This window comes from Streptomyces sp. NPDC051582, assembly GCF_040681715.1.
Lineage (GTDB): Bacteria > Actinomycetota > Actinomycetes > Streptomycetales > Streptomycetaceae > Streptomyces.
Genome location: NZ_JBFAZJ010000005.1, coordinates 176758 through 199866, shown reverse-complemented (window position 1 = coordinate 199866; position 23109 = coordinate 176758). Strand labels below are relative to the sequence as shown.

Here is a 23109-nt window from a genome sequence, read left to right as displayed (position 1 = left end):
TGGCCTATACCTGCCCTATGAGAGTCCTGCGACGCACGCTCGGCACACTCCTCGTCCTCGGCGCGGCCGTCTCCTGCGCCGCGGCCCCCGACGCCGACGCCCGACCCGGGGACGGGCGCCCGGCCGCCCTCGCCCCCTACGCACAGCTCCTGCCCGCGCCCGCCTCCGCCCGCGCCGGAGGCCCCGGGTACGCGGTGGGCGCGGGCACGGTCATCCGTACCGGCCCGGGCGGGGGCGAGGAGGTCCGGCGGGTCGGCGAGCTCCTCGCGGAGCAGCTCAGGGGCCCGAGCGGGCTCCCGCTGCCGGTGGTCGACGGGGCCGACGGCGACGGGATCCGGCTGCGGCTGGACGAGGGGGCCGAGGGGAGCGGCGCCGAGGGGTACCGGCTGGAGTCCGGCCCGGGCGGGGTCACGCTGACCGCCCGGACCCCGGCGGGGCTCTTCCACGCGGGCCAGACGCTGCGCCAGCTGCTGCCGGTGGCAGGTCCGGGCACGGTGCCCGGGGGCGAGATCACCGACGCGCCGCGGTTCGCGTACCGGGGGGCCATGCTGGACGTCGCCCGCCACCACTTCCCGGCGGAGCAGGTCAAGCGGTACGTGGACCAGCTGGCCCAGTACAAGGTCAACACGCTGCACCTGCACCTGACCGACGACCAGGGCTGGCGGATCGCGATCGGCTCCTGGCCGCGGCTGGCGGAGTACGGCGGCGGCAGCGAGGTCGGCGGCGGCCCGGGCGGGTACTGGACGAAGGACCAGTACCGGGACCTGGTGGCGTACGCGGCGGAGCGGTACGTGGACGTCGTCCCGGAGATCGACATGCCGGGGCACGTGAACGCGGCCCAGGCCTCCTACGCGGAGCTGAACTGCGACGGGAAGGCGCGCGAGCGCTACACCGGGATCAAGGTCGGCTTCAGCTCGCTGTGCGTCGGCAAGGAGCGGACGTACGAGTTCATCGACGAGGTGCTCGGCGAGCTGGCCGAGCTGACCCCGGGCCGCTACCTGCACATCGGCGGCGACGAGGCGCACTCGACGCCCGCGGCGGACTACGCGGCGTTCATGGACCGGGCCCAGCAGATCGTCGGGCGCCACGGCAAGACGGTGGTGGCCTGGCACCAGCTGGCCACGGCCCGTCCGGCGCCGGGGGCGGTGCTCCAGTACTGGGGTCACGACAAGACGGCGGCCGCCGAGAAGGCGGCGGTGGCCGCGGCCGCGAAGGCGGGCCACCCGCTGATCCTCTCGCCCGCGGACCGGCTGTACCTGGACATGAAGTACGACGCGGCGACCAAGCCGGGGCTGGCATGGGCGGGCTTCGTCCCGGTGCGCAGGGCCTACGAGTGGGACCCGGGGAACTACCTGGCCGCGGCCGGGGTCCCGGAGTCCGCCGTCCTCGGCGTCGAGGCGCCGCTGTGGACGGAGACGATCGCGAACCGCGCGGACCTGGAGTTCATGGCGTTCCCGCGGGTGCTGGGCCTGGCGGAGCTGGGCTGGAGCCCGGGTCCGCGGAACTGGACGGAGTACCGGCAGCGGCTGGCGGCGCAGGGGCCGCGGCTGGACGCCCGGGACATCACCTACTACCGGGCCCCGGACGTCCCCTGGACGTAGCCGAAGCCGCCGGTCAGGAAGAGGAAGACCCCCGGGCCGCAGGAGAAGCACGCCCGAGGCGTGTCCGCGAAGAGGGCCAGTCAGGGCTTCGCGGACACGTCCTCGGGCGAGGGGAGGCGGGTGCGCCGCCGAGGGACCGTATCGGCAGCGCACCCACCCCTTTGATCACCGTCGCGATGCGTAAGGCGCGACGGGGTTCTTGAGGGTGCCGATCAGCTGGAGGGCGGCCGCCGGGTCGGCGAGGTCCACCATCTGCTTGTTGTTGCGCAGCTGGAGCCGGTTCAGGCAGGACAGCTGGAACTCCTCGGCGAACAGGTCGTAGCGCTCGAAGCGCTCCGCGAGCTGCGGCATCGACTCCTGGTAGTCGTGGCCGCAGTCCGCGACCGCCCGCCAGAAGGTCTCCTCGTCGCAGATGCCCTCCGCGGCCAGGATCGAGCCGAGGAAGCGGAAGAAGCAGTCGAAGACGTCCGTGAAGATCGACAGGAGCTTCATGTCCTCAGGGATGTCGGCCCTGACGCGCTCGACGGCCGGCGGGAGCACCGCGTCGGGGTCCATGACCACGATCTCCTCGGCGATGTCCTTGAAGATCGCCCGCTTCACCACGCCGTTCTCGATGACGAGGATGGTGTTCTCGCCGTGCGGCATGTAGGCGAGGTCGTACTGGTAGAAGCAGTGCAGCAGCGGCAGGAGGTAGGCCCGCAGGTACGGCTTCAGCCACTGCGAGGGGGTCAGGCCCGACTCCTCGATCAGGGCGCCCACGAAGGACTTGCCCTCGGAGTCGACGTGCAGCAGCGAGGCCATCGTCGCCAGCCGCTCGCCGTCCTTCAGCGATCCCACCGGGGACTCGCGCCACAGGGCGGCCAGCATCTTGCGGTACGGCGAGTAGCGGTCGGTGGCACGCTCGTACTGGCGGTGGTGGTAGCCGATCGCCGCGCGCTCGCGGATGATCGAGAAGTCCACCGACCGCAGGACCTCGTCGCCCTCGATCAGCTGGTGCAGCCAGTCGTTGATCGCCGGGGTGGCCTCCATGTAGGCCGCCGAGAGGCCGCGCATGAAGCCCATGTTGAGGACCGAGATGGCGGTCTTCACGTAGTGCTTGGCCGGCGTCGTGGTGTTGAAGAAGGTACGGATCGACTGCTGGGCCAGGTACGCGTCCTCGCCCTCGCCGAGCAGCACCAGCCGGCGGTTCGCGATCTCGGCCGCGAAGGTGACCGTGGTCTTGTTCCACCACTGCCAGGGGTGGACCGGCAGGAAGTGGTACTGCGCCGGGTCCAGGTCCAGGGCGGACAGCTTGGCCTCGAACCCCGCGATGGCGGTCTCGCCCAGCTCGGCGCGCATGAACGCGTCGTGGTCCAGGCCCGCGCCCGCCGTGAAGGTGGAGACGTCCTTGCGGGCGGCCACCCACACCAGGTGGACGGGGCTCGCCGTCTCCGGGGCGTACGAGAGGTACTCGTGCACGCCGAAGCCGAGCCGGCCGTTGTTGGCGACGAAGCAGGGGTGGCCCTCGGTCATCCCGGTCTCGATGTCCTGGAAGGAGGACTTCGCGAGCACCGCGGCGGGGACCTGCGGCTTCGTGTACTTGAAGCCCGAGCCCGCCAGGGTGGAGGAGATCTCCTCCAGGTAGACCGGCAGGACCTCCGGGCTCAGGCCCAGCGCCTCGCGCATCTCGATGTGGAAGTCGAGGGCGTCCAGCGGGAGCTCGGCGCCGTCCCGCAGGCGGGTGACCGAGGCCTCGTCCACCGCCCAGTGGTCCAGGGCGTGGCGGGCCGCCGTGAAGCGGTACTCGACGGAGCCGTCGTCGCTCAGGACCGAGTACGCGGACTCGGAGCCGTCGACCGGCTTCGGGGTCAGCAGGCGCTCGTGCGAGAACTCCGCCAGGGCCTTGCGGACCAGCGCGCGGTTCGCGCGGGCCCACAGCTCGGGGGAGAGGTGCGAGATCGCGTCGGCGAGGCTCATATGGACTCTCCCGTCAGGCCGGTGGCCGCCTCGAACTGCGCGCGGGTGCAGAAGCTCAGCAGGGCCGTCTTCTCCGGCTTCTGGACCGGGCCGTCGGGGACGAAGCCGACCGCCTCGTTCAGGGCGTGCACCGCCGTGTTCTCCACGTCCGGCTCCACGACCACGCGCTCGGTCTTCGGGTCGGCGAACAGCGCGGCCATCACCGTCGTGATCACGGCGCGGGTGAACCCGTGCAGCGGCCGCTCGCTCGGCGCGACGAGGAAGTGCATGCCGACGTCGCCGGGCTGCGCCTCGTACAGGCCCACCAGCTCCAGCTCGGCCGGGTCGTACTTCTCCATCAGGAAGGCCGGACGGCCCTCGTGGAGGCCGATGAAGGCGTCGTGGTGCTCGTGGGCGGCGATGCGCATGTACTCGCGCTCGACCTCCGGCAGCGAGGCGTCCTGCATCATCCAGAACGAGGCTTTGGGGTGCGTGACCCAGCCGTGGAGCAGCTCCGCGTCGGCGAAGGGGTCCAGCGGGCGGATCGCGAAGCCGCCGAGGACGGCGTCGGTGCGGGTGTAGAGGGTCTCTGCGGTGGTGCTCATGCGTGGGTGCCTTCCGGGGCCGCGAACTGCTGGAACGCGATGGACTTCTCGACCTTGTAGTACTCGCGGCCGAGGAGCTCTCCGACGATGTACGCGTTGCGGTACGCGGCCATGCCCAGGTCGGGCGAGGTGATGGAGTGGTTGTGCACCGTGCCGTTCTGCAGGAAGACCCCGCGGCCGGTCACGTCGATGCTGTAGTTGCGGGCCGCGTCCGGGCGGCCGTGGCCGTCGAAGGAGAGGCGCTCGCGCACCGGGTTCAGGAACTCCGGCAGCGTGTACTTGTACCCCGTCGCGAGGATCAGGCCCTCGGTGGCGAGGGAGAAGTCGCGCTCCTGCTCCTCCTGGCGCAGCCCCAGGGTGTAGGTGCCCGTGGTGGTGTCGTACGCCGCCGAGTTCAGCGAGGTGTTGGTCAGCAAGGTGGTCGGGACCGGGCCCGGCGAGGTGACCTTCTTCTGGTAGAGCAGGTCGAAGATGGCGTTGATGAGCTCGCCGTCGATGCCCTTGAAGAGGTTCTTCTGCTGGGTTTCGAGCCGGTAGCGGGTCTGCTCGGGGAGCGCGTGGAAGTAGTCCACGTACTCCGGGGAGGTCATCTCCAGCGTCAGCTTCGTGTACTCCAGCGGGAAGAACCGCGGGGAGCGGGTGACCCAGTTGAGCTGGTAGCCGTGCACGTCGATCTCGGACAGCAGGTCGTAGTAGATCTCCGCCGCGCTCTGGCCGGAGCCGACGAGGGTGATCGACTTCTTCTGCTGGAGCTCCGCCTTGTTCTGCATGTACGCGGAGTTGTGCGTGAAGTCGCCGCCCAGGCCGGCGCAGGCCTGCGGGACGAACGGCGGGGTGCCGGTGCCCAGGACCAGGCGGCGGGCGCGGTGGGTCTCGCCGCGGTCGGTGTGGACCTCGTAGACCTCGGCCCGCTCGTCGTACGTGACCTCCGTGACGGAGGTGGAGTACTGCACGTTGGTGAGGCGGTCGGCGGCCCAGCGGCAGTAGTCGTTGTACTCGGTCCGCAGCGGGTAGAAGTTCTCCCGGATGTAGAAGGAGTACAGCCGGTCCTTGTCCTTCAGGTAGTTGAGGAAGGAGAAGGGCGAGGTCGGATCGGCGAGGGTGACCAGGTCCGACATGAACGGCGTCTGCAGGTGCGCGCCGTCCAGGAACATCCCGGCGTGCCACTCGAAGTGCGGCTTCGACTCGATGAACAGACCGTCGAGCTCGTCGATCGGCGCGGTCAGGCAGGCGAGCCCCAGGTTGAAGGGACCGAGGCCGATGCCGATGAAGTCGTGGGGCTCAGTGGTGGACGGCAAGGGATTCTCCCAGGAACTGCTCGGCGTGTGCGGCGAGGAGGTCGAGGACGGCCGTGATGTCGGCCGTCGTGGTCTGCGGGTTGAGGAGGGTGAACTTCAGGTACTGGTCCCCGTCCACCTTGGTGCCGGCGACGACGGCCTCACCGGAGGCGAACAGCGCCTTGCGGGCGTGCAGGTTGGCCTCGTCGACGAGGTCCCCCCGCACCTCGCCCGAGGGGACGTAGCGGAAGACCAGGGTCGAGATCTGCGGGCGGACGACCACCTCGAAGCGCGGATCGGCGTCGATGATGTCCCAGCCCGCGGCGGCCAGGTCGATGACCTCGTCGAAGAGCGAGCCGAGGCCGTCGGCGCCCATGGTGCGCAGGGTCATCCAGAGCTTGAGCGCGTCGAAGCGGCGTGTGGTCTGGATGGACTTGTCGACCTGGTTGGGGATCCGCTCCTCCGCCATGCGGCGGGGGTTGAGGTAGTCGGCGTGGTACGTGGCGTGCTTGAGGGTGTCGCGGTCGCGCACCAGCATCGCGCTGGAGCTGACCGGCTGGAAGAACGACTTGTGGTAGTCGACCGTGACGGAGTTCGCGTGCTCGATGCCGTCGAGCAGGTGCCGGCGGGTCGGGGAGACCAGCAGTCCGCAGCCGTACGCGGCGTCCACGTGCATCCACGTGGAGTGCTCGGCGGCCAGGCGGGCGATCTCGGGGAGCGGGTCGATGGACCCGAAGTCGGTGGTGCCGGCTGTGGCGACGACGGCCATCGGGAAGAGGCCCTCGCGGACGCAGCTCTCCAGCTCCAGCGCGAGCACGGAGGTGTCCATGCGGCGGTTGCGGTCGACGGGGACGGCGATGACGGCCTCGTAGCCCAGTCCGAGCATGGCGGCCGACTTCTTGACGCTGAAGTGGCTGGCCTCGGAGGTGAAGATGCGCAGCTTCGGCAGGACTTCGGACTTGGCCAACGGGCGCTCGCTGCGCTGCATGACCGTGCGGCAGGCCTCGTCGCGGGCCAGCAGCAGGGAGTGGAAGTTGGACTGGCTGCCGCCGGAGGTGAAGATGCCGTCCGCGTCCGGGCCGAGGCCGATGCGCTGGGCGGTCCAGTCGATCAGGCGGCGCTCGATGAGCGTGCCGCCGATGGACTGGTCCCAGGTGTCCAGGGAGGAGTTGACGGCCGAGAGGACCGCCTCGCCGAGGACGGCGGGGATGACGACCGGGCAGTTGAGGTGGCCCAGGTAGCGCGGGTGGTGGAAGTACACCGCGTCGCGCAGGTAGACCTCTTCCAGCTCGTCGAGGACTGCGGCCGCGTCTTCGAGCGGCCGGTCCAGGTCGATCCCGTTGATGACCGGGGCGAGTTCGTCCACGGATATGCCGGTGTGGGGCCGCTCGGTGGTCGCGAGTTTCGCGGCGACGCGCTCGACGCCTTCCGTGACGGAACGCCGGTACAGGTCCGCGGTCGTCTCATTCAGCAGATGCGAGCGCATCAACGTTCCTCCGGGCAGGGGGAGAGGGGGGTGGGGAAGACGTCCTTAGGTTAGCCTAACCTAAGTGTCACGCCAAATGGAGATGGGCCCCGGCCAAAAGCCGGGGCCCATCTCTCAACTCAGATATGAACAAGGGGAGTTGACGTTACAGCGCAGAGGAGGGGTCCTCGCTGGGCGCCTGTCCCGAGTACGCCTCGGCGAGGAGTTGCTCCTCGCTCGCCCCGAGGCGCCAGTAGCCGGTGAAACGCACCGCGCGTCGGTCGATGGAACGTTCCTGCACCATGTGCCTGCGGACCGCCCGAATGGTGCCGGCCTCACCCGCGAGCCAGGCGTACGGAGCCTCGGCGGCCGGGAGTTGCGCAGCTCGGAGCACCTCCAGCAGGCGCTCGGTGCGCTCCTTGCCCGCACCGCGCTCGCGCACGATCCAGGTGATCCCGACGTCGGCGCGGGTCGCAAGGTCGAGGCGGTCGTCGGCGTGCGGGACCTCGAACCAGGCCGAGACCCGGGTTCCGGCGGGGAGCCGGTCCAGGATCGCGGCGGCGGCCGGGAGCGCCGTCTCGTCCGCGTACATCAGCAGAGCGTCGGTGGCGGCCGGTGGCTGGAACCGAACGGACTTGTTCTCCGCGACGGCCGGGCCGATCGCCATGATGCGGCGGCCGGTGACGGCCCGTCCGGCCCAGTACGAGGCGGGGGACGAGTCGCCGTGCAGGACGAAGTCGATGTCGACCTCGTCCGCTCCCCCGTCCGTACGGCGCTGCTCGCGCACGGTGTACGAGCGCATCACCGGGCGGTCGGCGTCGGGCATCGCGCGCCAGGCGCCGAACCAGGTGTCCTCATCGGTGGAAGGGAGCACGGTGTGCTCCTCGTGCGCGGGCGGCAGGAAGAGCGAGAGGCTCTGGTCGTAGCCGCCCGAGCGGAAGCCCGCGAGGGACTCCCCGCCGAACGTGACCCGCAGGAACGAGTGCCCGAGCCGGCGGGTGCGCAGCACTTCGAGTTCGAAGAACCGGAAGTGGGCGGCGGCCGGGACGGCTTCGGAGGCAGTCGTTTCGGATGCGGTGGCGGTCATGCGGGAAGTCCCCCCTGGGAGTCGAAGCGGCGCCTGGTCGGGGCGCCCGGAGGCCGGTGGGGCCTGCCGAGGGTCAGCTGACCTTCTTGGCGCCCTGGATGGCCTTGGCGAGGTCCTCCAGGATCTTGGCGCACTTGTCGTACGAGTAGATCGGCTCGGTCACGCGCGGGGCGACCTGGCCGGCCTTGACGGCGGGCATCTCGGCCCAGGTCGGCTTGGCCTTCAGCTCCTCCGGCTGGAGGGTGCCGGTGCGGTTGTCGAGCAGGACCAGGTCGGCCTTGTACTTGCCGGCGTTCTCCCAGCTGAGGCTCTCGAAGAAGTTGCCCTCGCCCAGCTTGTCCGGGGTGATGAACTCGACGCCCAGGGACTTGAAGTACTTCAGGTCGGCCGAGGTGTCGGGGGAGGAGGCGTAGAACAGGTCGGCGGAGCCGGAGCCGACGAGGACCTTGATGCCCGGGTTGGCCTTGGTGGCCTCGCGGACCTTGGCGGCGGCGGCCTCGAAGCGGGCCTTGCCGTCGGCGGCGGACTTGGCGTTCATGTCGGCGCCGAGGGACTTGGCGAGGTCCGCGGTGCGCTCCAGGGCCTTGTCCATGGAGACGTCGCCGCCCACGCCGATGGCGGCGGCCGGGGCCAGCTTGAGGATCTTGTCCTTGGAGGCCTCGGGCACGTACCAGTAGGTGCCGTCCCAGGTGTTGGTGACGAGCAGCTCGGGCTGGAGGGAGGCGTACTTCTCGACGTTGAACTCGTCGTAGACGTTGCCGAGGATCTCGACCTTGGAGATGTCCATCGAGCCGGCCTGGACGTCGGGCTTGCCGTCGGCGGTCTTGGTCGGGCCGAAGACGCCCTTGACCTGGACGCCGTAGTCGTACAGCGCGGCGGCGGTGCCGGTGAACGCGACGATGTTCTTCGGCTTCGCCTTGAGGCTGACGTCCTTGCCGAGGTCGTCCTTGAAGGTCCAGGGGCCCGAGGCGGCGGCGCCCTTGTCCTTGTCGCCCGCCTCGCCCTTCGCCGAGTCGGAGCCGCCGCATGCGGTGAGGGCCGCGACGAGGCCGAGGGCGCCGCCGGCGGCGATGAGACCGCGGCGGGAGAGGTAGGAGGTACGGGACTTGGGCATGTCTATGTCCGCTTTCGTGCGTGCCGGCGGCCACTGGGCCGTTCGGAGGGAAGGTTAGCCTAACCTTGGCCGAAATTGGTAAGGGGGGCCTAAGTTTTTCCCGGTGGCCGCCTCCCCCGCCCCTCCCTCCGCACCCTCCCCGTGCGTATGCGGTGCCCTTCCGGCCGAACCGGAGACGCCCGGCTCCATCCGTTGGCATCATGGCCCTGCCGGGAGGACCTGACGGGGTGGGGTGGCGGCGCTGTGGCCGGTACGGGGGAGCACGAGCACGAGCTGCGGCAGGCCGAACTCGCCGAACAGACCGCCCTGCTGGCCGACCGGGCCGGTGCGGACTCAGCGGCCTCGTTGATCCGCCGCACGGCCCGCCGCGCGGAATCCCCGAGGGCCCGGATCTGCGTCATCGGCGCCAGCAACGTCGGCAAGTCGCGGCTCGTCAACGAACTGGTCGGCGCGGCGTGCGTGCCGGTGTCCGTGCACGCCACGGACGGGCCGCCCGTGGTGGTACGCCCCTTCACCGCGGGACCGGCCCGATCCGGCCACACGGCCGAGCCGGAGGCTCCCCCAGCTGCCGAGGACGACCCCGGGCCGGCGGCCCTGCGTACGGTACGGATCGAAGTGCCGTCCGGGTCCTGGGCGGCCCGTACCGGGGTGGAGCTCGTCGACACCCCCGGCTGGGAGGGCTGGTCCGGAGTGCGCCAGCCCGACACCGCCGCCCTCGCCCGGATCGTCGGCGACTGCGACGTGGTGGTCGTCGTCACCGAGGCCCGCCGCGCGATGCTCGCCACCGAACAGGCCCGGATCAAGGCGCTCGCCGCCGCCCCGCACAGCCCTCCGCTCGCCGTCGTCGTCACCAAGCTCGCCGAGGTGGAGGACGAGGCGGCCGACATCCTGCGCCGTGTCAACCACCTCGTCTCCGTCCTGGCCCCCGAGGCGCTGGTACTGACCGGACCGGTCCCCGCGCCCGCGGCGCCATCCGGAGCCGCCGAACCCGACGGCGTGGACCCGCTCCGCGCGGTCCTGGGCCACCTGGCCGGGATCCGGCTGCGACGGGCGCTGCGGACCATCCGCAGACTGCACCTCCTCGCCGCCACCTGCGCACTCGTCGAGCAGGCCGCCGAGCGGGCGCTCGCGGACCTGGACCGGCCCGACCCGGTCCGCACACGGGCCGCCCAGATCTGGCACACGGCCCACGAGAGCGCCCGGTTCCACTGGATCGTGCTCAGCGCCGATGCCGGGGAATGGAGCGCCGCCCTCGTCCAGACGATCGCCGCCGAGGCGCGCAGGCGCCGCGCCGCCGCGGCCCGCGAACTCGCCGCGCGCTTCTCCCGGATGCTGGATACGCCGGAGGAACAGCACTTCATCCGCCTGCACGCCATCCCGTACACCGCCGAGGCCCTCCAGCACTTCGAGGCGTGGATCACCGAGACCGTGGACCGGGTCCTCGAAGAGGACGTCCGCCGGCTGCGGGCCGTCCTGCTCCGCAACCGGCCCGGCGAGGAACTGTTCCAGGGACTGGCCGCCCCCCGCGCCGGGCCGGTCGTACCGGCCGCCGCCCTGCCCGGAGTCGCGGAGGAGGCCGCCGCCGCCGAGTCGCGGAACGCCACCGGCTGGGACGCCTCCTGGCTGCCGGAGTTCGTCGGCACCGCCATCGAGAGCGTGCTGACGCCCATGTCCGCCGAGGTCGTGGGCCAGATCGCGGGAGCGGCCGGCACGGCACTGGTCACCGAAGCCCTCGAACACGGCCAGGCCGAGCGCCGCGAACGCGCCATCGACGACCTGGAACGGATCGTCGAGGCGGCGTTCACCGAACAGGTGGCACGGACCGAGGCACGCATCGGCCAGGTCTACGACCACCTGCTGAGCCGGGCGCGGGAGCGCGACGAGCAGTGGTGGCGGCTGCACACGACGGCCGTCGCCGCCCGGCCGGAGTCCCTCGACCACTGGCGTTCACTGCAGAGCACGGCGCGGACGCTGAGCCGTTCCGTGCACGCCCACCTCTCTCCCCTGGAAGGGGCCTGATGGCGCACGAGAACCGGCGGTTGGCGGCCGGGCAGGAATCACCGGCCGCGCAGTTCCGCGGCTGGAGCGAGAACATCGGAACGCTGCGTTCGTACTACCAGCGCCTCCAGCAGGTGGCCGGCGAGGCCGCTGCCGTCATCGTCCCGCCCGGAACCCCGGGCGGCGCACTGGACCTCGGGATCAACGGGGCGGTCTTCGAGCGCGAGACCTTCCGCATCATGGTGCTCGGCGAGTTCAGCAGCGGCAAGAGCACCCTGATCAACGCCCTGCTGGGCAAGCGGCTGCTGCCCACCAAGGCCAATCCGGCCACCGCCTTCACCACGGTCCTGCGCTGGGGCGAGACCGAGCGGGCCTGGCTCTACCGCGACGGGGACCGGCGGGGCTCCGAAACGGCCGTCACGACGGAGGAGTTCAAGCGCGAGGTCGCCCTCCAGATCGACGCGCACGGCGCGCCCCGGACCCCGTCCTTCGCGCTGGCCGTCGTCGAGCAGCCGCTGGAGCTGCTGCGCAGGTCCGTCGAGATCGTGGACTCGGCCGGTATCAACGAGAGTTCCGACCGCGAGCTGGTGACCCTGCGGTACCTGGAGGAGGTGGACGCCGTCGTGTTCGTCACCGACGCGGGACGGCCGTTCACACTCCACGAGACCGAGAACTACCTCACCCGGGTCAGGAAGCTCGGCCACCGCGACATCTTCTTCGTGGTCAACCAGTTCGACCGGATCGAGGAGGAGGAGCAGGCGGAGGTGATGAGCCGCTGCCGCAACGCGGTCGCCGAACTCGCCGGGGAATCCGGTTCCGGGGCCGCCAACGTCTTCTTCGTCAGCGCCCTACAGGCCCTGCGGTCGCGGATCGACGGCAACGAGGAGGGGCTGAAGGCCTCCGGGATCGGCCGGCTGGAGTCCGCCCTGGAAGTCTTCTGCATGCGCGACGCGGCCCGGGTGAAGTTCGTCCGGCTCGCCGAGTTCCTGCGGCACAACGCGGTCAACCTGCGCGTGCGCCTGCACGACGAGGGCGCGATCCTGATGAAGTCGACGGCTGAGCTGCGCGAGCTCCTCGACCGCAGCCAGTCCACCCAGGACCAGCTGCGCGCCAGCGCCGACGCGATCCGGGACGTCGTCGCCGGCAAGATCCTCGGAATAGAGAACGAACTGCAGCTGAGGTTCGGCGCGTTCCTGACCGAGATCAGCCGCGAGATCGGCGAATGGCACGTCACGACCGGCCCCGGACGCCTGAGCCGGGCCATCCGGTCCTTCACCAAGGGCGGCCGCATCGCCGCCCAGCACGGACTCATGGACGCGTACACGGTCCAGCTCCAGGAACGCATGCAGGTCTTCTGCGCCCAGGAGCTCGACCACGTCATCGAGCAGCGGCAGGCCGATCTGGTGCGCCAGCTCGAACCGCTGATCCGGGCGCACGCCGACCTCCTCGACAAGCTCCGCGCGGAACTGACCGGCTCGCAGTCGGAACGGGACCAGAACTACCTGATCTACACGCTGGCCATCGCGGCGGGCAAGGGCAACGGCCGCGACGGGCCCCGCCACCGCGACGACGTACCGCTGATGTTCCGCCCCAGCTCGCTCATGGCCCTCGGCGCGGGCGGCGGCGCGGTGGTCGTCGGCGGGACGACCGCGGCCGCGGCGGCCGGACTGATCAGCCTGGGCCTGGCCGTCCCGCCGGTCGGCGTGGCCATGGCCATCGGCGCGGCCGTCGGACCGCTGCTGGCCTCGGGGGCGGTCTTCTTCGCCGACGGCAAGCTGCAGACGCGCGCGGCGGAGGAGTTCGCCGCACACGTGAAGGACTCGGCCGCCCAGACCGCCCGCCAGTACGCGGGCAGCCGCGCCGCCGACCTGCGCGAGATGTGGGGCGGCATCAGCGGCACGCTCCACCTCCAGCTCCAGGACCTCATCGGCATCGTCCAGCGCAACATCGAGGAGTCCCGGCAGGACGAGCAGGCCAAGGCGGGCATGCGGGACCAGCTCTACGCCTTCGAGCAGCGCATCACCGACGTCGAGCAGCACATCGCGAACTTCCTCCAGCCCTTCGTCTCCGAGGCGGAGCGCGAACAGGCGTAGCCGGGAACGCGGAAGACCGCCGGACCGGGATCGGTCCGGCGGTCGTTCCCGTCCGGCGGTCTTCCTGTCCGGCTGATCAGCCGGCGAAGCCCAGCTCACGGGCGATGAGCATGCGCTGCACCTCGCTGGTGCCCTCGCCGATCTCCAGGATCTTGGAGTCGCGCCACATGCGCGCCACCGGGTACTCGTTCATGAACCCGTAGCCGCCGTGGATCTGCGTGGCGTCGCGCGCGTTGTCGACGGCGACCGTGGAGGAGTACAGCTTCGCGATCGCCGCCTCCTTCTTGAACGGCTCCCCGGCGACCAGGCGGGAGGCCGCGTCGCGCCAGCCGATCCGCGCCATGTGGGCGCGCATCTCCATGTCGGCCAGCTTGAACTGGATGGCCTGGTTGTCGCCGATGGGGCGGCCGAAGGCCTTGCGCTCCTTCGCGTACTTCACCGACTCGTCCACGCAGCCCTGCGCCAGGCCGGTGGCGAGCGCCGAGATCGCGATGCGGCCCTCGTCGAGGATGCGCAGGAACTGGGCGTAGCCGCGCCCCTCCTGGCCGACCAGGTTGGCCAGCGGCACCCGCACGTTGTCGAAGGCCAGCTCACGGGTGTCCGAGGAGTTCCAGCCGACCTTGGAGTACGGCGCGGCCACCGTGAAGCCCGCGGTGCCGGACGGGACGATGATCGAGGAGATCTCCGGGCGTCCGTCCGCCTTGCGGCCCGTGACGGCCGTGACGGTGACCAGGCCGGTGATGTCCGTACCGGAGTTGGTGATGAAGCACTTCGAGCCGTTGATCACCCACTCGTCGCCGTCCTTGACGGCGGTGGTGCGGGTGCCGCCGGCGTCGGAGCCGCCGTCCGGCTCGGTCAGGCCGAAGGCGCCGAGGATCTCCCCGGAGCACATCCTCGGCAGCCATTCGCGCTTCTGCTCCTCGGTGCCGAAGAGGTGCAGCGGCATGGCGCCCAGCGAGACGCCCGCCTCCAGGGTGATCGCCACCGAGGAGTCGACGCGGGCCAGCTCCTCCAGGGCGATGCCGAGGGCGAGGTAGTCGCCGCCCATGCCGCCGTACTCCTCCGGGAAGGGCAGGCCGAACAGGCCCATGCGGCCCATCTCGCGGACGATCTCGTACGGGAATTCGTGCCGCTCGTACAGGTCGCCGATCTTGGGGGCGACGACGTCGTGGGCGAACGCCTCGACGGTACGGCGGAGTTCCTCGTGCTCGGGGGTGAGCCGGTGGTCGAGGGCCATGGTTCTCGTTACTCCTTGTGGGAGAGGGCGCGGACGGTACGGGAGGGGCTCGGTCGGCCCAGTTGTTCGGCCATCCACACGCTCGTGGCGGTGAGGGCGGTCAGATCGACGCCGGTCTCGATGCCGAGGCCGTCGAGCATCCACACCAGGTCCTCGGTGGCGAGGTTGCCGGTGGCGCTCTTCGCGTACGGGCATCCGCCGAGGCCGCCTGCGGAGGCGTCGACGGTGGTGACCCCGTGCCGGAGCGCGGCGAGGGTGTTGGACAGGGCCTGGCCGTAGGTGTCGTGGAAGTGCACGCCGATCCGGTCGGTGGGCACGCCCGCCTCGCCCAGCTCGCCGAGGAGGGCCCGGACGTGGCCCGGGGTGGCGACGCCGATGGTGTCGCCCAGGCTCAGCTCGTCGCAGCCGAGGTCGAGCAGGGCCTTGGCCACGCGGACCACCTGGTGGACCGGGACCGGCCCCTCCCACGGGTCGCCGAAGCACATGGAGAGGTAGCCGCGCACGTGCGCCCCGCCCTCCTTGGCGCGGGCCACGACCGGCTCGAACATGGCGAGGGACTCGGCGACGGTCCGGTTGAGGTTGCGCGAGGCGAAGGTCTCGGTGGCCGAACCGAAGACGGCGATGCGGGTGGCCCCGAGGCCGAGCGCGCGGTCGAGGCCGCGCTCGTTGGGGACGAGGACGGGCAGGTGCACCCCGGCGAGGTCGCCCAGCTCCGGGAACAGCTGCTCGGCATCGGCCAGCTGGGGCACCCACTTGGGGTGCACGAAGCTGGTGGCCTCGACGGTGGTGAGGCCGGCGGCGGCGAGCCGGTGGATGAACTCGGCCTTGACGGCGGTGGGTACGGCCGTCTTCTCGTTCTGCAGCCCGTCTCGGGCGCCGACCTCGTGGATGCGGACGCGGGCCGGCAGCCCGGGGTCCGGGACGGTCATGGGCAGCCCGTTCACGACGTCTCCTCCTTCTCGTCCTCGTCCTCGTCCGGGGTGACGACGGCCAGGACCTGGTCCATGGCGACGGTGCTGCCGGGGGAGACGTCCAGCTCGGTGACCGTGCCGGAGTGCGGGGCGGAGATGACGTGCTCCATCTTCATCGCCTCGACGACGAGCAGGCTCTGCCCGGCGGCCACCTTGTCGCCGACGGCCACCTTGACGACGGTGACGGTGCCGGGCATGGGGGCGGCGAGGGTGTCAGCGCCGGCGTGCCCGGCGCCGGTGAGGGCGGCGACGACCGGGTCGTGGCCCTGCACGTGCCAGGAGTCGCCCTCGCGGCCCAGCCAGACCCCCTCGGCGGACGCGGCGTACGAGAAGCGGTGCGTGAGCCCGTCGAGTTCCACCGTGAGGTGGCCGGGGGTACGGCTGACGACCCGGCCCCGGGCCGGGGCGGGATCCTGGCCGGCGTCGCAGAGCAGGAGCTCGGTCTGCGCGCCCTGCGGGCGGGTGCGGACCGCGACGGGTTCCTGGCCGGGGAGGCGGAAGTGGCGGACCGTCCAGGCGGGGGTGCCTCCGAGGCGCCAGCCGTCGGCGGCCCCGAACGGGTCGACCCATCCGTCCGGCCCCGTCGGCGTTCGAGGCGTCCGGGCCAGCAGCGCGGCCGCGGCGTACACCTCCGGCGGGACGCCTTCCGGCAGCATGCCGGCCAGGTCCCGCTCCACCAGCCCGGTGTCGAGGTTCCCGGACACCACGTCCGGGTGGGCCAGCAGACGGCGCAGGAAACCCGCGTTGGTCTGGACACCCAGGATCACGGTGTCGGCGAGGGCGCCCCGCAGCACCCGCAGGGCGGTGGCCCGGTCCGGCCCGTACGCGATCACCTTCGACAGCATCGGGTCGTACGTCGAGCCCGTGTCGACCCCCGCCACCAGCCCGGAGTCCGTCCGCACGGACCCGCCCGACGGCTCGGAGAGCGCCAGCACCGTACCGCCCGACGGCAGGAACCCGCGCGCCGGATCCTCGGCGCAGACCCGCGCCTCGATCGCGTGCCCGCTCAGGGCGATGTCCGACTGCGAGAAGCCCAGCTCGGCGCCCGAGGCGACCCGCAGCTGCTGCTCCACCAGGTCCAGCCCGGTGACGAGCTCCGTCACCGGGTGCTCCACCTGGAGCCGGGTGTTCATCTCCATGAAGTAGTACGAGGACGGGTCCCCGCCCGGGACGATGAACTCCACCGTCCCCGCGCCGACGTACCCGCAGGAGCGCGCCGCCTCCACCGCCGCCGCGCCCATCGAGGCCCGCAGCTCCGGGGTGAGCAGGACCGACGGGGCCTCCTCGATGACCTTCTGGTGGCGGCGCTGGAGCGAGCATTCGCGCTCGCCCAGGTGCACCACGTTCCCGTGGGCGTCCGCCAGCACCTGGATCTCGATGTGCCGCGGCCGGTCCACCCACCGCTCCACGAGCAGCGTGTCGTCGCCGAAGGAGGACCGCGCCTCGCGGCGGGCCGCCGCGATCTCCTCGCCCAGCACCGCCTCGTCGCGCACCAGCCGCATGCCCTTGCCGCCGCCGCCCGCCGAGGGCTTGAGCAGTACCGGCATGCCGATCTCCAACGAGGCGGAGACCAGTTCGGCGTCGGTCAGGCCGCTGCCCGAGGAGCCCGGCACGACGGGCACGCCCGCCGCCTTCACGGTCTCCTTGGCGCGGATCTTGTCGCCCATCAGGTTGATGGCGGCGGCCGGCGGCCCGATGAAGGCGAGGCCGGCGTCGGCGCAGGCCTGCGCGAAGGCCGCGTTCTCGGCGAGGAAGCCGTACCCGGGGTGGACCGCCTCGGCGCCCGTGCGCCGGGCGGCTTCGAGCAGCCGCTCCACCGACAGGTAGCTCTCGGCGGCCGCCGCCGGGCCGATCCGGACGGCCGTGTCGGCCTCCCGTACGTGCCGCGCGTCCGCGTCCGCGTCGCTGAAGACGGCCACGGACCGCACGCCGAGCTCCCGCAGCGTGCGGATGACCCGTACCGCGATCTCGCCCCGGTTCGCGACCAGAACAGTGCTGAACATCGATGAAGTCCTCACGTCACAGACCACACGTCACATACGGAAGATGCCGAAGCCCGAGTCGCCCAGAGGGGCGTTCGCGCACGCGGTCAGGGCCAGCCCCAGCACCTGCCGGGTCTCCATCGGGTCGATGACCCCGTCGTCCCACAGCCGCGCCGTGGCGTAGTAGGCGTTGCCCTGTTCCTCGTACTGCGCCCGGACCGGGGCCTTGAAGGCCTCCTCGTCCTCGGCCGGCCACTGCTGGCCCGCGCCCTCGATCTGGTCCCGCTTGACGGTCGCCAGTACGGACGCGGCCTGTTCGCCGCCCATCACGGAGATCTTGGCGTTGGGCCACATCCACAGGAAGCGCGGCGAGTACGCCCGTCCGCACATCGAGTAGTTGCCCGCTCCGTAGGAGCCGCCGACGACCACCGTCAGCTTCGGGACCCGGGTGCAGGCCACGGCCGTGACCATCTTGGCGCCGTGCTTGGCGATGCCGCCGGCCTCGTAGTCGCGGCCGACCATGAATCCGGAGATGTTCTGGAGGAAGAGCAGCGGGATCCCGCGCTGGTCGCACAGCTCGATGAAGTGCGCGCCCTTCTGGGCGGATTCGGAGAACAGGATGCCGTTGTTGGCGATGATCCCGACCGGGTGGCCGTGGATCCGGGCGAAGCCGGTGACCAGGGTCTGCCCGAACTCGGACTTGAACTCCTGGAAGCGGGACCCGTCCACGATCCGGGCGATGACCTCGCGGGCGTCGTAGGGGGTGCGCGAGTCGACCGGGACCGCGCCGTACAGCCCGTACGGGTCCACCTTCGGCTCTTCCGGGGCCTCGACCGACCAGGGCAGGGCCCCGCGCCCGGGCAGGGTCGCCACGATGTTCCGGACGATCCGCAGCGCGTGCGCGTCGTCCTCCGCGAGGTGGTCGGTGACGCCGGAGGTCCGGGAGTGGACCTCGCCGCCGCCGAGCTCCTCGGCCGTGACCACCTCTCCGGTGGCGGCCTTCACCAGCGGCGGGCCGCCGAGGAAGATCGTGCCCTGGCCGCGGACGATGACGGCCTCGTCGCTCATCGCCGGGACGTACGCGCCGCCCGCCGTGCAGGAGCCGAGGACGGCGGCGATCTGCGGGATGCCGGCGCCGGACATGCGCGCCTGGTTGTAGAAGATGCGGCCGAAGTGCTCCCGGTCGGGGAAGACCTCGTCCTGCATGGGGAGGAAGGCGCCGCCGGAGTCGACCAGGTAGAGGCAGGGGAGACGATTCTCCAGGGCCACTTCCTGCGCGCGCAGGTGCTTCTTGACGGTCATCGGGTAGTACGTGCCGCCCTTGACGGTGGCGTCGTTCGCGACGATCACGCACTCGCGACCGCTGACCCGGCCGATGCCGGCGATGACCCCGGCGGCCGGGGCCGCGCCCCCGTACATGCCCTCGGCGGCCAGCGGGGCCAGCTCAAGGAAGGGGGACCCGGGGTCGAGGAGGGCGTCCACGCGGTCGCGGGGGAGCAGCTTCCCGCGGGCGGTGTGGCGGGCGCGGGCCTTCTCGCCGCCGCCGAGCCGGGCCGCGTCGAGCCGGGCGCGCAGCCCTTCGGTGAGCTCGCGGTGGGCGGCCTCGTTGGTCCGCCAGGCCTCGGACGCCGGGTCCGCGGCGCTCGTCAGCACTGGTGCCTGCTGCATCGGTCGAGCTCCCTTGCTCGGTGCACGCTGTTAATGAGCGTTAACGCATGTACAGCTTAGGTTAACGAGCGCTAACGGCCCTGTCTAGAATGGATTCCCATGAGCACCAGAGCCGCCGCCCCGACCCGTCGCGAGCAGATCCTCAGCGAGGCCGCCCGCCTCTTCGCCGCGCGCGGCTTCCACGGTGTCGGCGTGGACGAGATAGGGGCGGCCGTGGGCATCAGCGGCCCCGGCCTCTACCGCCATTTCGCGGGCAAGGACGCCATGCTGGCCGAGCTGCTCGTCGGGATCAGCGAGCGGCTGCTGACGGGCGGGCGCCACCGCGTGGCCGCGGCCGCGGGCGACCCGGACGGCGTACTGGCCTCCCTCATCGACGGGCACATCGACTTCGCCCTCGACGACCGGGCGCTGATCACCCTGCACGACCGGGAGCTGGACCGGCTGCGCGAGGCGGACCGCAAGCTGGTGCGCCAGCTCCAGCGGCAGTACGTCGAGCTGTGGGTGGAGGTCGTACGGGAACTGCACCCGGAGGTCGGCGAGGCCGAGGTGCGGGTGTCCGTGCACGCCGTCTTCGGCCTGCTCAACTCCACCCCCCACCTGGCGGCGCTCGGCCGGGAGGCCACGGAATCGCTCCTGCGGCGGCTCGCGCACGGGGCGTTCGGGGCGCTGTCGGGGTGAGGCGACGCGTCCGCTGGTCGGAATGGCACCGCCGCCGGGGGCCGGGCGGCGGCAGAATGGGCCGCATGCCGAAGCCGATAGAGACGCACGTTCCGAGCCGCGCCGAGCTCGTCGACCACCTGGTCCGCACCCGGATCTCGGGTCAGGTCGCGACGCCGCGCGAGAACAACCTGTCGCACTACCGCAAGCTGGCCAACGGCGACCGGCACTACTGGCTGGGCCTGGAGCTGGGCGACCGCTGGACCGACGAGCAGGACGTGCTCGCCGTGATGGCGGAGCGGGTCGGGGTCGTCGACGACGCCGCGTACCGCTTCGGCCAGGACACCATCGACCCGGAGCTGACCGTCGCCGGCCTGGACCGGATGGCGGCGCGGCTGCGCAAGGCCGCCCTGGACCGGCAGAGCGTCCTGTTCGCCACGGGGCACCCGGGCGGGCTCCTGGACGTCCACCGGGCGACGGCGGCGGCGTTGCGCGCGGCGGGCTGCGAGATCGTGGTGATCCCCGCGGGCCTGGTGGCGGACGAGGGCTCGGTGTGGCAGTTCGCGGACGTCGCCGTGCTGGAGCGGGGTGCCACGCTGTGGCACACCCACTCCCCGGAGCCGATGGCCGCGATCCTGGACGGTCTGACGGCGGAGAACCGTCCCCAGCCGGACCTGGTCGTCGCCGACCACGGCTGGGCGGGGTGCGCGGCGCAGCGCGGGCTGGACGCGGTGGGGTACGCGGACTGCAACGACCCGGCGCTGTTCGTCGGCGAGGCGGAGGGCACCCTCCAGGTGGCGGTCCCCCTCGACGACCACGTCCGCGACCCGCGCTTCTACGACCCGATGGTCGCGTACCTGCTGTCGGCGGCGGGCCTGCTCTAGGGGGACGTCCGGCGGGGGCGCCCGGGGCGTCCGGCGGGGGCGTCGCCGCGGCCCCGCCGGCCCGGCGGGGCCGCCGACTAGCCGAGCCAGTTCGTCATCTCGGTCTGGACGGCGGAGCCGTCGAGGTCGGCGAGCTTCATGCCGACGAAGTCGCGCGCCCAGTCGGAGGTCTGGATCCGGAACGGCATCTTCTCGGCGGTCAGCGCGTCGACGACCGGAGCCGCCGCCTGCTCGGGGGTCTGGGCGGTGTCGCTGCCGAAGGACTGCATGGCGTGGTTGATGTAGGCCTGGAGGGACGGGGCGTACGGGCCCGCCTGGGTGAGCAGCGCCGGGATGTCGAGCCCGACGTTGTTCACGAACTCGCTGGCGACGGCCCCCGGTTCGACGACGGCCACCTGGACGCCCGCGGCCGCGGCGACCGGAGCCAGGGACTCCATGAAGCCCTCGACGGCGAACTTGGCCGCGCAGTAGGACTCGTTGAACGGCTGGCCGACGACGCCGCCGACGCTCGTCACGGTGATGACCCGGCCGCCCGAGGCGCGCAGGTGGGGGAGGGCGGCCCGGGTGAGTTCGGCCACGCCGAAGAAGTTGACCTCCATGACGCTGCGCAGCCGCTCCATCCCGTGCTGCTCGATCGTGCCCACGAAGCCGGCGCCCGCGTTGTTCACGACCGCGTCGAGGTGTCCGTGCTCGGCGACGACCTCGGCCACGCACGCGGCCACGGAGTCCGCGTCCGTCACGTCGAGCCGCTTGACCTGGACCAGGTCGGAGACGCCTGCCTCGGCGGCGGCCTTGTTCAGGGCCTCGGCGCGCGTGGTGTCCCGCATGGTGGCGACGGTGTGCCAGCCCGCCCGGGCGGTGGCGACCGCGGCGGCCAGGCCGATGCCGGAGGAGGTGCCGGTGATGAGGACGGTCTTGGCGGCGGTGTTGGTGCTCATGGAAGGCTCCTTAGATTTGTGCGTGCACACACACATTAACGATGTGTGCGTGTGCACGCAACCCGGTATCCTTCCCGCATGGCGCACACGAATCTCAACCTGGACGGCCTCACCCCCCGCGACCACGCCTTCTACGGCCTGGTCTGGGCCGGCACCACCCTCACCGCCCGGGTCGACCAAGCGCTCACGCGCCGGCACGACCTGCCGTTGTCGTGGTTCGAGGTGATGTTGTGGCTGAGCGTGCAGCAGGAGCCGGTCGCCCCCTCCGAGCTGGGCGCCAGGACCCTGCTCAGCCGCAGCCAGGTCTCCCGCGTCGCCGATTCGCTCCGGGCCCGCGGCCTGGTCGAGCGGGTCCCGTCGCCCACGGACGCCCGGTCCGTGGGCATCGCCCTCACCGAGGCGGGCCGCCGCGCCTTCGCGGAGGCCGACGCCACCCGCCGCGAGGCCCTCGCCGAGGTCTTCGACGACCGCCTCGACGAAGCGGACATAGCCGCGCTGGAAGCCATCTGGGCCAAACTCAAGGCCCAGCCCGAGTCGTAGCCCTTCGCCCGGGCCACCGCCCCTTGAGCCGAAGGGCGTTGTCAGTGCCGAGGGCCAGGGGGTGTCCGCGAAGTGGCGGCGTCCGCCCGCAGGGCGGGCCCGCGGTGTCCGGTGCGGCGAGAGCACGTGCCGGGCGCCGCGGGACAGGCGGGACTTCGCGGACACCCCCTAGCGTCGAAGGCGTGACGAAACCGCCGAAGAAGCAGAACGCGCTGTCCCTGCTGGCCGAAGACCCGCAAGGCCGCGCCCTGGGGCTGGACTTGCCGCCCGGCACGATCATCGCCGGGCCCGCCGGGCGGACCCTGCTGCGGTCCCGGGCGCGCCGCGAGCCGCTGCTGTGGGTCTCCGACGAGCCCATCGGCGTCGGCGTGCTGGCCGCCTGCCGGGCCCGCCTCGCCCGGGACGGCGCGGGTCTTCAGGCGGTGCTGCTCCACGAGCGGCGCGGTCTGGAGGGCTGGTGGGCCCGTGACGAGCTGCGCCCCGGCTCGATGTCCGACCCCGACGACCACCACGTCGAGCCGGTGCTGCGCGAGTTCTGGGTCGGGGTCGTCCCCGATCCCGAGGAGGGGGAGGGGCCCGACGGTGCGGGCCTCATAGCCCCCTTCGGCCGCGACTGGCCGGGCCTGGCGGAGCACCGGACGGTGCGGGAGGACCCGGAGGAGGTCGCCCTCGCCCTCGCGGACGAGCTCATCAGGGACGGGGTCCTGCCGAGCCCGCGGCTCGCGCTGGTCCCCGCCGCCCGGGGAGCCGACGTACCCACCGCGATGGGCTGGCAGGGAGCGGTGAACCACGAGGACGACACGGCCGTGCTCACCACCGTCGTGCGCTCGTGGGAGGAGCGGTTCGGCGCCCGCGTCATAGCCCTCGGCTTCGACGAGCTCCACCTGTCGGTGGCCGCTGCGCCCCCGACGACGGTCGCGGCCCTGCCGGTGGCCGCCGAGCACTTCGCGTTCTGCCCCGACAACGTCTGGCAGGGTTCCGGCAGCGTCCGCGCCTACGCGGACGAGGCGGTGACCGGCGTCGGCCACTGGGGGTTCTGGTGGGATTGAGGGGGAGG

The 23109-nt window shown here is 71.8% G+C and carries 18 protein-coding genes; 7 read left to right on the top strand and 11 right to left on the bottom strand.

All coding sequences use genetic code 11. From position 1 onward, the window contains the following. Positions 1–17: 17 nt before the first annotated feature. The gene (locus tag AB0M92_RS09855) at positions 18–1601 is read left to right on the top strand and encodes a beta-N-acetylhexosaminidase (RefSeq protein WP_366101576.1); all 1584 of its coding nucleotides are present in this window, start codon (positions 18–20) and stop codon (positions 1599–1601) included. A 165-nt stretch (positions 1602–1766) separates the two neighbouring features. Here the strand turns inward: AB0M92_RS09855 and AB0M92_RS09850 are convergent, their stop codons facing one another. The 6 genes from AB0M92_RS09850 to AB0M92_RS09825 all read right to left on the bottom strand — a co-directional run bounded on the left by AB0M92_RS09850 (position 1767) and on the right by AB0M92_RS09825 (position 9084). Continuing rightward, the gene (locus AB0M92_RS09850; RefSeq protein ID WP_366101575.1) at positions 1767–3557 is read right to left on the bottom strand and encodes an IucA/IucC family siderophore biosynthesis protein; all 1791 of its coding nucleotides are present in this window, start codon (positions 3555–3557) and stop codon (positions 1767–1769) included. Then, positions 3554–4141 (bottom strand): GNAT family N-acetyltransferase, encoded by a 588-nt coding sequence (locus tag AB0M92_RS09845; protein WP_366101574.1) that lies wholly within the window; start codon positions 4139–4141, stop codon positions 3554–3556. The genes AB0M92_RS09850 and AB0M92_RS09845 overlap by 4 nt, the downstream gene beginning before the upstream one ends. Next, entirely contained in the window at positions 4138–5439 is a 1302-nt protein-coding gene (locus AB0M92_RS09840; RefSeq protein WP_366101573.1) for a SidA/IucD/PvdA family monooxygenase, read from the bottom strand. Before AB0M92_RS09840 ends, AB0M92_RS09845 begins: the two co-directional genes overlap by 4 nt. Next, on the bottom strand, positions 5423–6904 hold the full coding sequence (locus tag AB0M92_RS09835; protein ID WP_366101572.1) for an aspartate aminotransferase family protein: 1482 nt from the start codon (positions 6902–6904) through the stop codon (positions 5423–5425). The genes AB0M92_RS09840 and AB0M92_RS09835 overlap by 17 nt, the downstream gene beginning before the upstream one ends. A 145-nt stretch (positions 6905–7049) precedes the next feature. Then, on the bottom strand, positions 7050–7970 hold the full coding sequence (locus AB0M92_RS09830; protein WP_366101571.1) for a siderophore-interacting protein: 921 nt from the start codon (positions 7968–7970) through the stop codon (positions 7050–7052). Between the two features lie 73 nt (positions 7971–8043). Beyond that, complete coding sequence (locus tag AB0M92_RS09825; RefSeq protein ID WP_366101570.1) at positions 8044–9084, bottom strand: ABC transporter substrate-binding protein; 1041 nt, start codon at positions 9082–9084, stop codon at positions 8044–8046. A gap of 243 nt (positions 9085–9327) precedes the next feature. Here AB0M92_RS09825 and AB0M92_RS09820 point away from each other — a divergent pair, with 243 nt between their 5' ends. Together AB0M92_RS09820 and AB0M92_RS09815 are read left to right on the top strand one after the other, a co-directional pair. Next, positions 9328–11103: a GTPase gene (locus tag AB0M92_RS09820; RefSeq protein ID WP_366101568.1), complete on the top strand. Its 1776-nt coding sequence runs from the start codon at positions 9328–9330 to the stop codon at positions 11101–11103. Beyond that, positions 11103–13175, top strand: a complete 2073-nt coding sequence (locus AB0M92_RS09815; RefSeq protein ID WP_366101567.1) for a dynamin family protein — start codon at positions 11103–11105, stop codon at positions 13173–13175. The genes AB0M92_RS09820 and AB0M92_RS09815 overlap by 1 nt, the downstream gene beginning before the upstream one ends. A gap of 76 nt (positions 13176–13251) precedes the next feature. Here the strand turns inward: AB0M92_RS09815 and AB0M92_RS09810 are convergent, their stop codons facing one another. Genes AB0M92_RS09810 through AB0M92_RS09795 form a run of 4 tightly spaced genes read right to left on the bottom strand, consistent with a single transcriptional unit; the run spans position 13252 to position 19033 of the window. Continuing rightward, positions 13252–14412, bottom strand: coding sequence for an acyl-CoA dehydrogenase family protein (locus AB0M92_RS09810; protein ID WP_366101566.1), 1161 nt, complete (start codon positions 14410–14412; stop codon positions 13252–13254). Positions 14413–14420: 8 nt separating this feature from the next. Then, positions 14421–15341: a hydroxymethylglutaryl-CoA lyase gene (locus tag AB0M92_RS09805; protein WP_366101657.1), complete on the bottom strand. Its 921-nt coding sequence runs from the start codon at positions 15339–15341 to the stop codon at positions 14421–14423. A gap of 11 nt (positions 15342–15352) precedes the next feature. Next, complete coding sequence (locus tag AB0M92_RS09800) at positions 15353–17386, bottom strand: biotin carboxylase N-terminal domain-containing protein (RefSeq protein WP_366101565.1); 2034 nt, start codon at positions 17384–17386, stop codon at positions 15353–15355. A 30-nt stretch (positions 17387–17416) separates the two neighbouring features. Next, on the bottom strand, positions 17417–19033 hold the full coding sequence (locus AB0M92_RS09795; RefSeq protein WP_366101564.1) for a carboxyl transferase domain-containing protein: 1617 nt from the start codon (positions 19031–19033) through the stop codon (positions 17417–17419). Positions 19034–19132: 99 nt separating this feature from the next. Between AB0M92_RS09795 and AB0M92_RS09790 the strand changes: the two genes are divergently transcribed. Further along, on the top strand, positions 19133–19711 hold the full coding sequence (locus AB0M92_RS09790) for a TetR/AcrR family transcriptional regulator (protein WP_366101563.1): 579 nt from the start codon (positions 19133–19135) through the stop codon (positions 19709–19711). 56 nt (positions 19712–19767) lie between these two features. Continuing rightward, complete coding sequence (locus tag AB0M92_RS09785; RefSeq protein ID WP_366101562.1) at positions 19768–20574, top strand: phosphatase; 807 nt, start codon at positions 19768–19770, stop codon at positions 20572–20574. Positions 20575–20651: 77 nt separating this feature from the next. Here the strand turns inward: AB0M92_RS09785 and AB0M92_RS09780 are convergent, their stop codons facing one another. Further along, complete coding sequence (locus tag AB0M92_RS09780) at positions 20652–21512, bottom strand: SDR family NAD(P)-dependent oxidoreductase (RefSeq protein WP_366101561.1); 861 nt, start codon at positions 21510–21512, stop codon at positions 20652–20654. 78 nt (positions 21513–21590) lie between these two features. On the opposite strand from AB0M92_RS09780, the gene AB0M92_RS09775 reads away from it, so the two are divergent. Both AB0M92_RS09775 and AB0M92_RS09770 read left to right on the top strand, forming a co-directional pair. After that, complete coding sequence (locus AB0M92_RS09775) at positions 21591–22052, top strand: MarR family transcriptional regulator (protein ID WP_366101560.1); 462 nt, start codon at positions 21591–21593, stop codon at positions 22050–22052. 182 nt (positions 22053–22234) lie between these two features. Further along, positions 22235–23101: a DUF4253 domain-containing protein gene (locus tag AB0M92_RS09770; RefSeq protein ID WP_366101559.1), complete on the top strand. Its 867-nt coding sequence runs from the start codon at positions 22235–22237 to the stop codon at positions 23099–23101. Positions 23102–23109 lie beyond the last annotated feature (8 nt).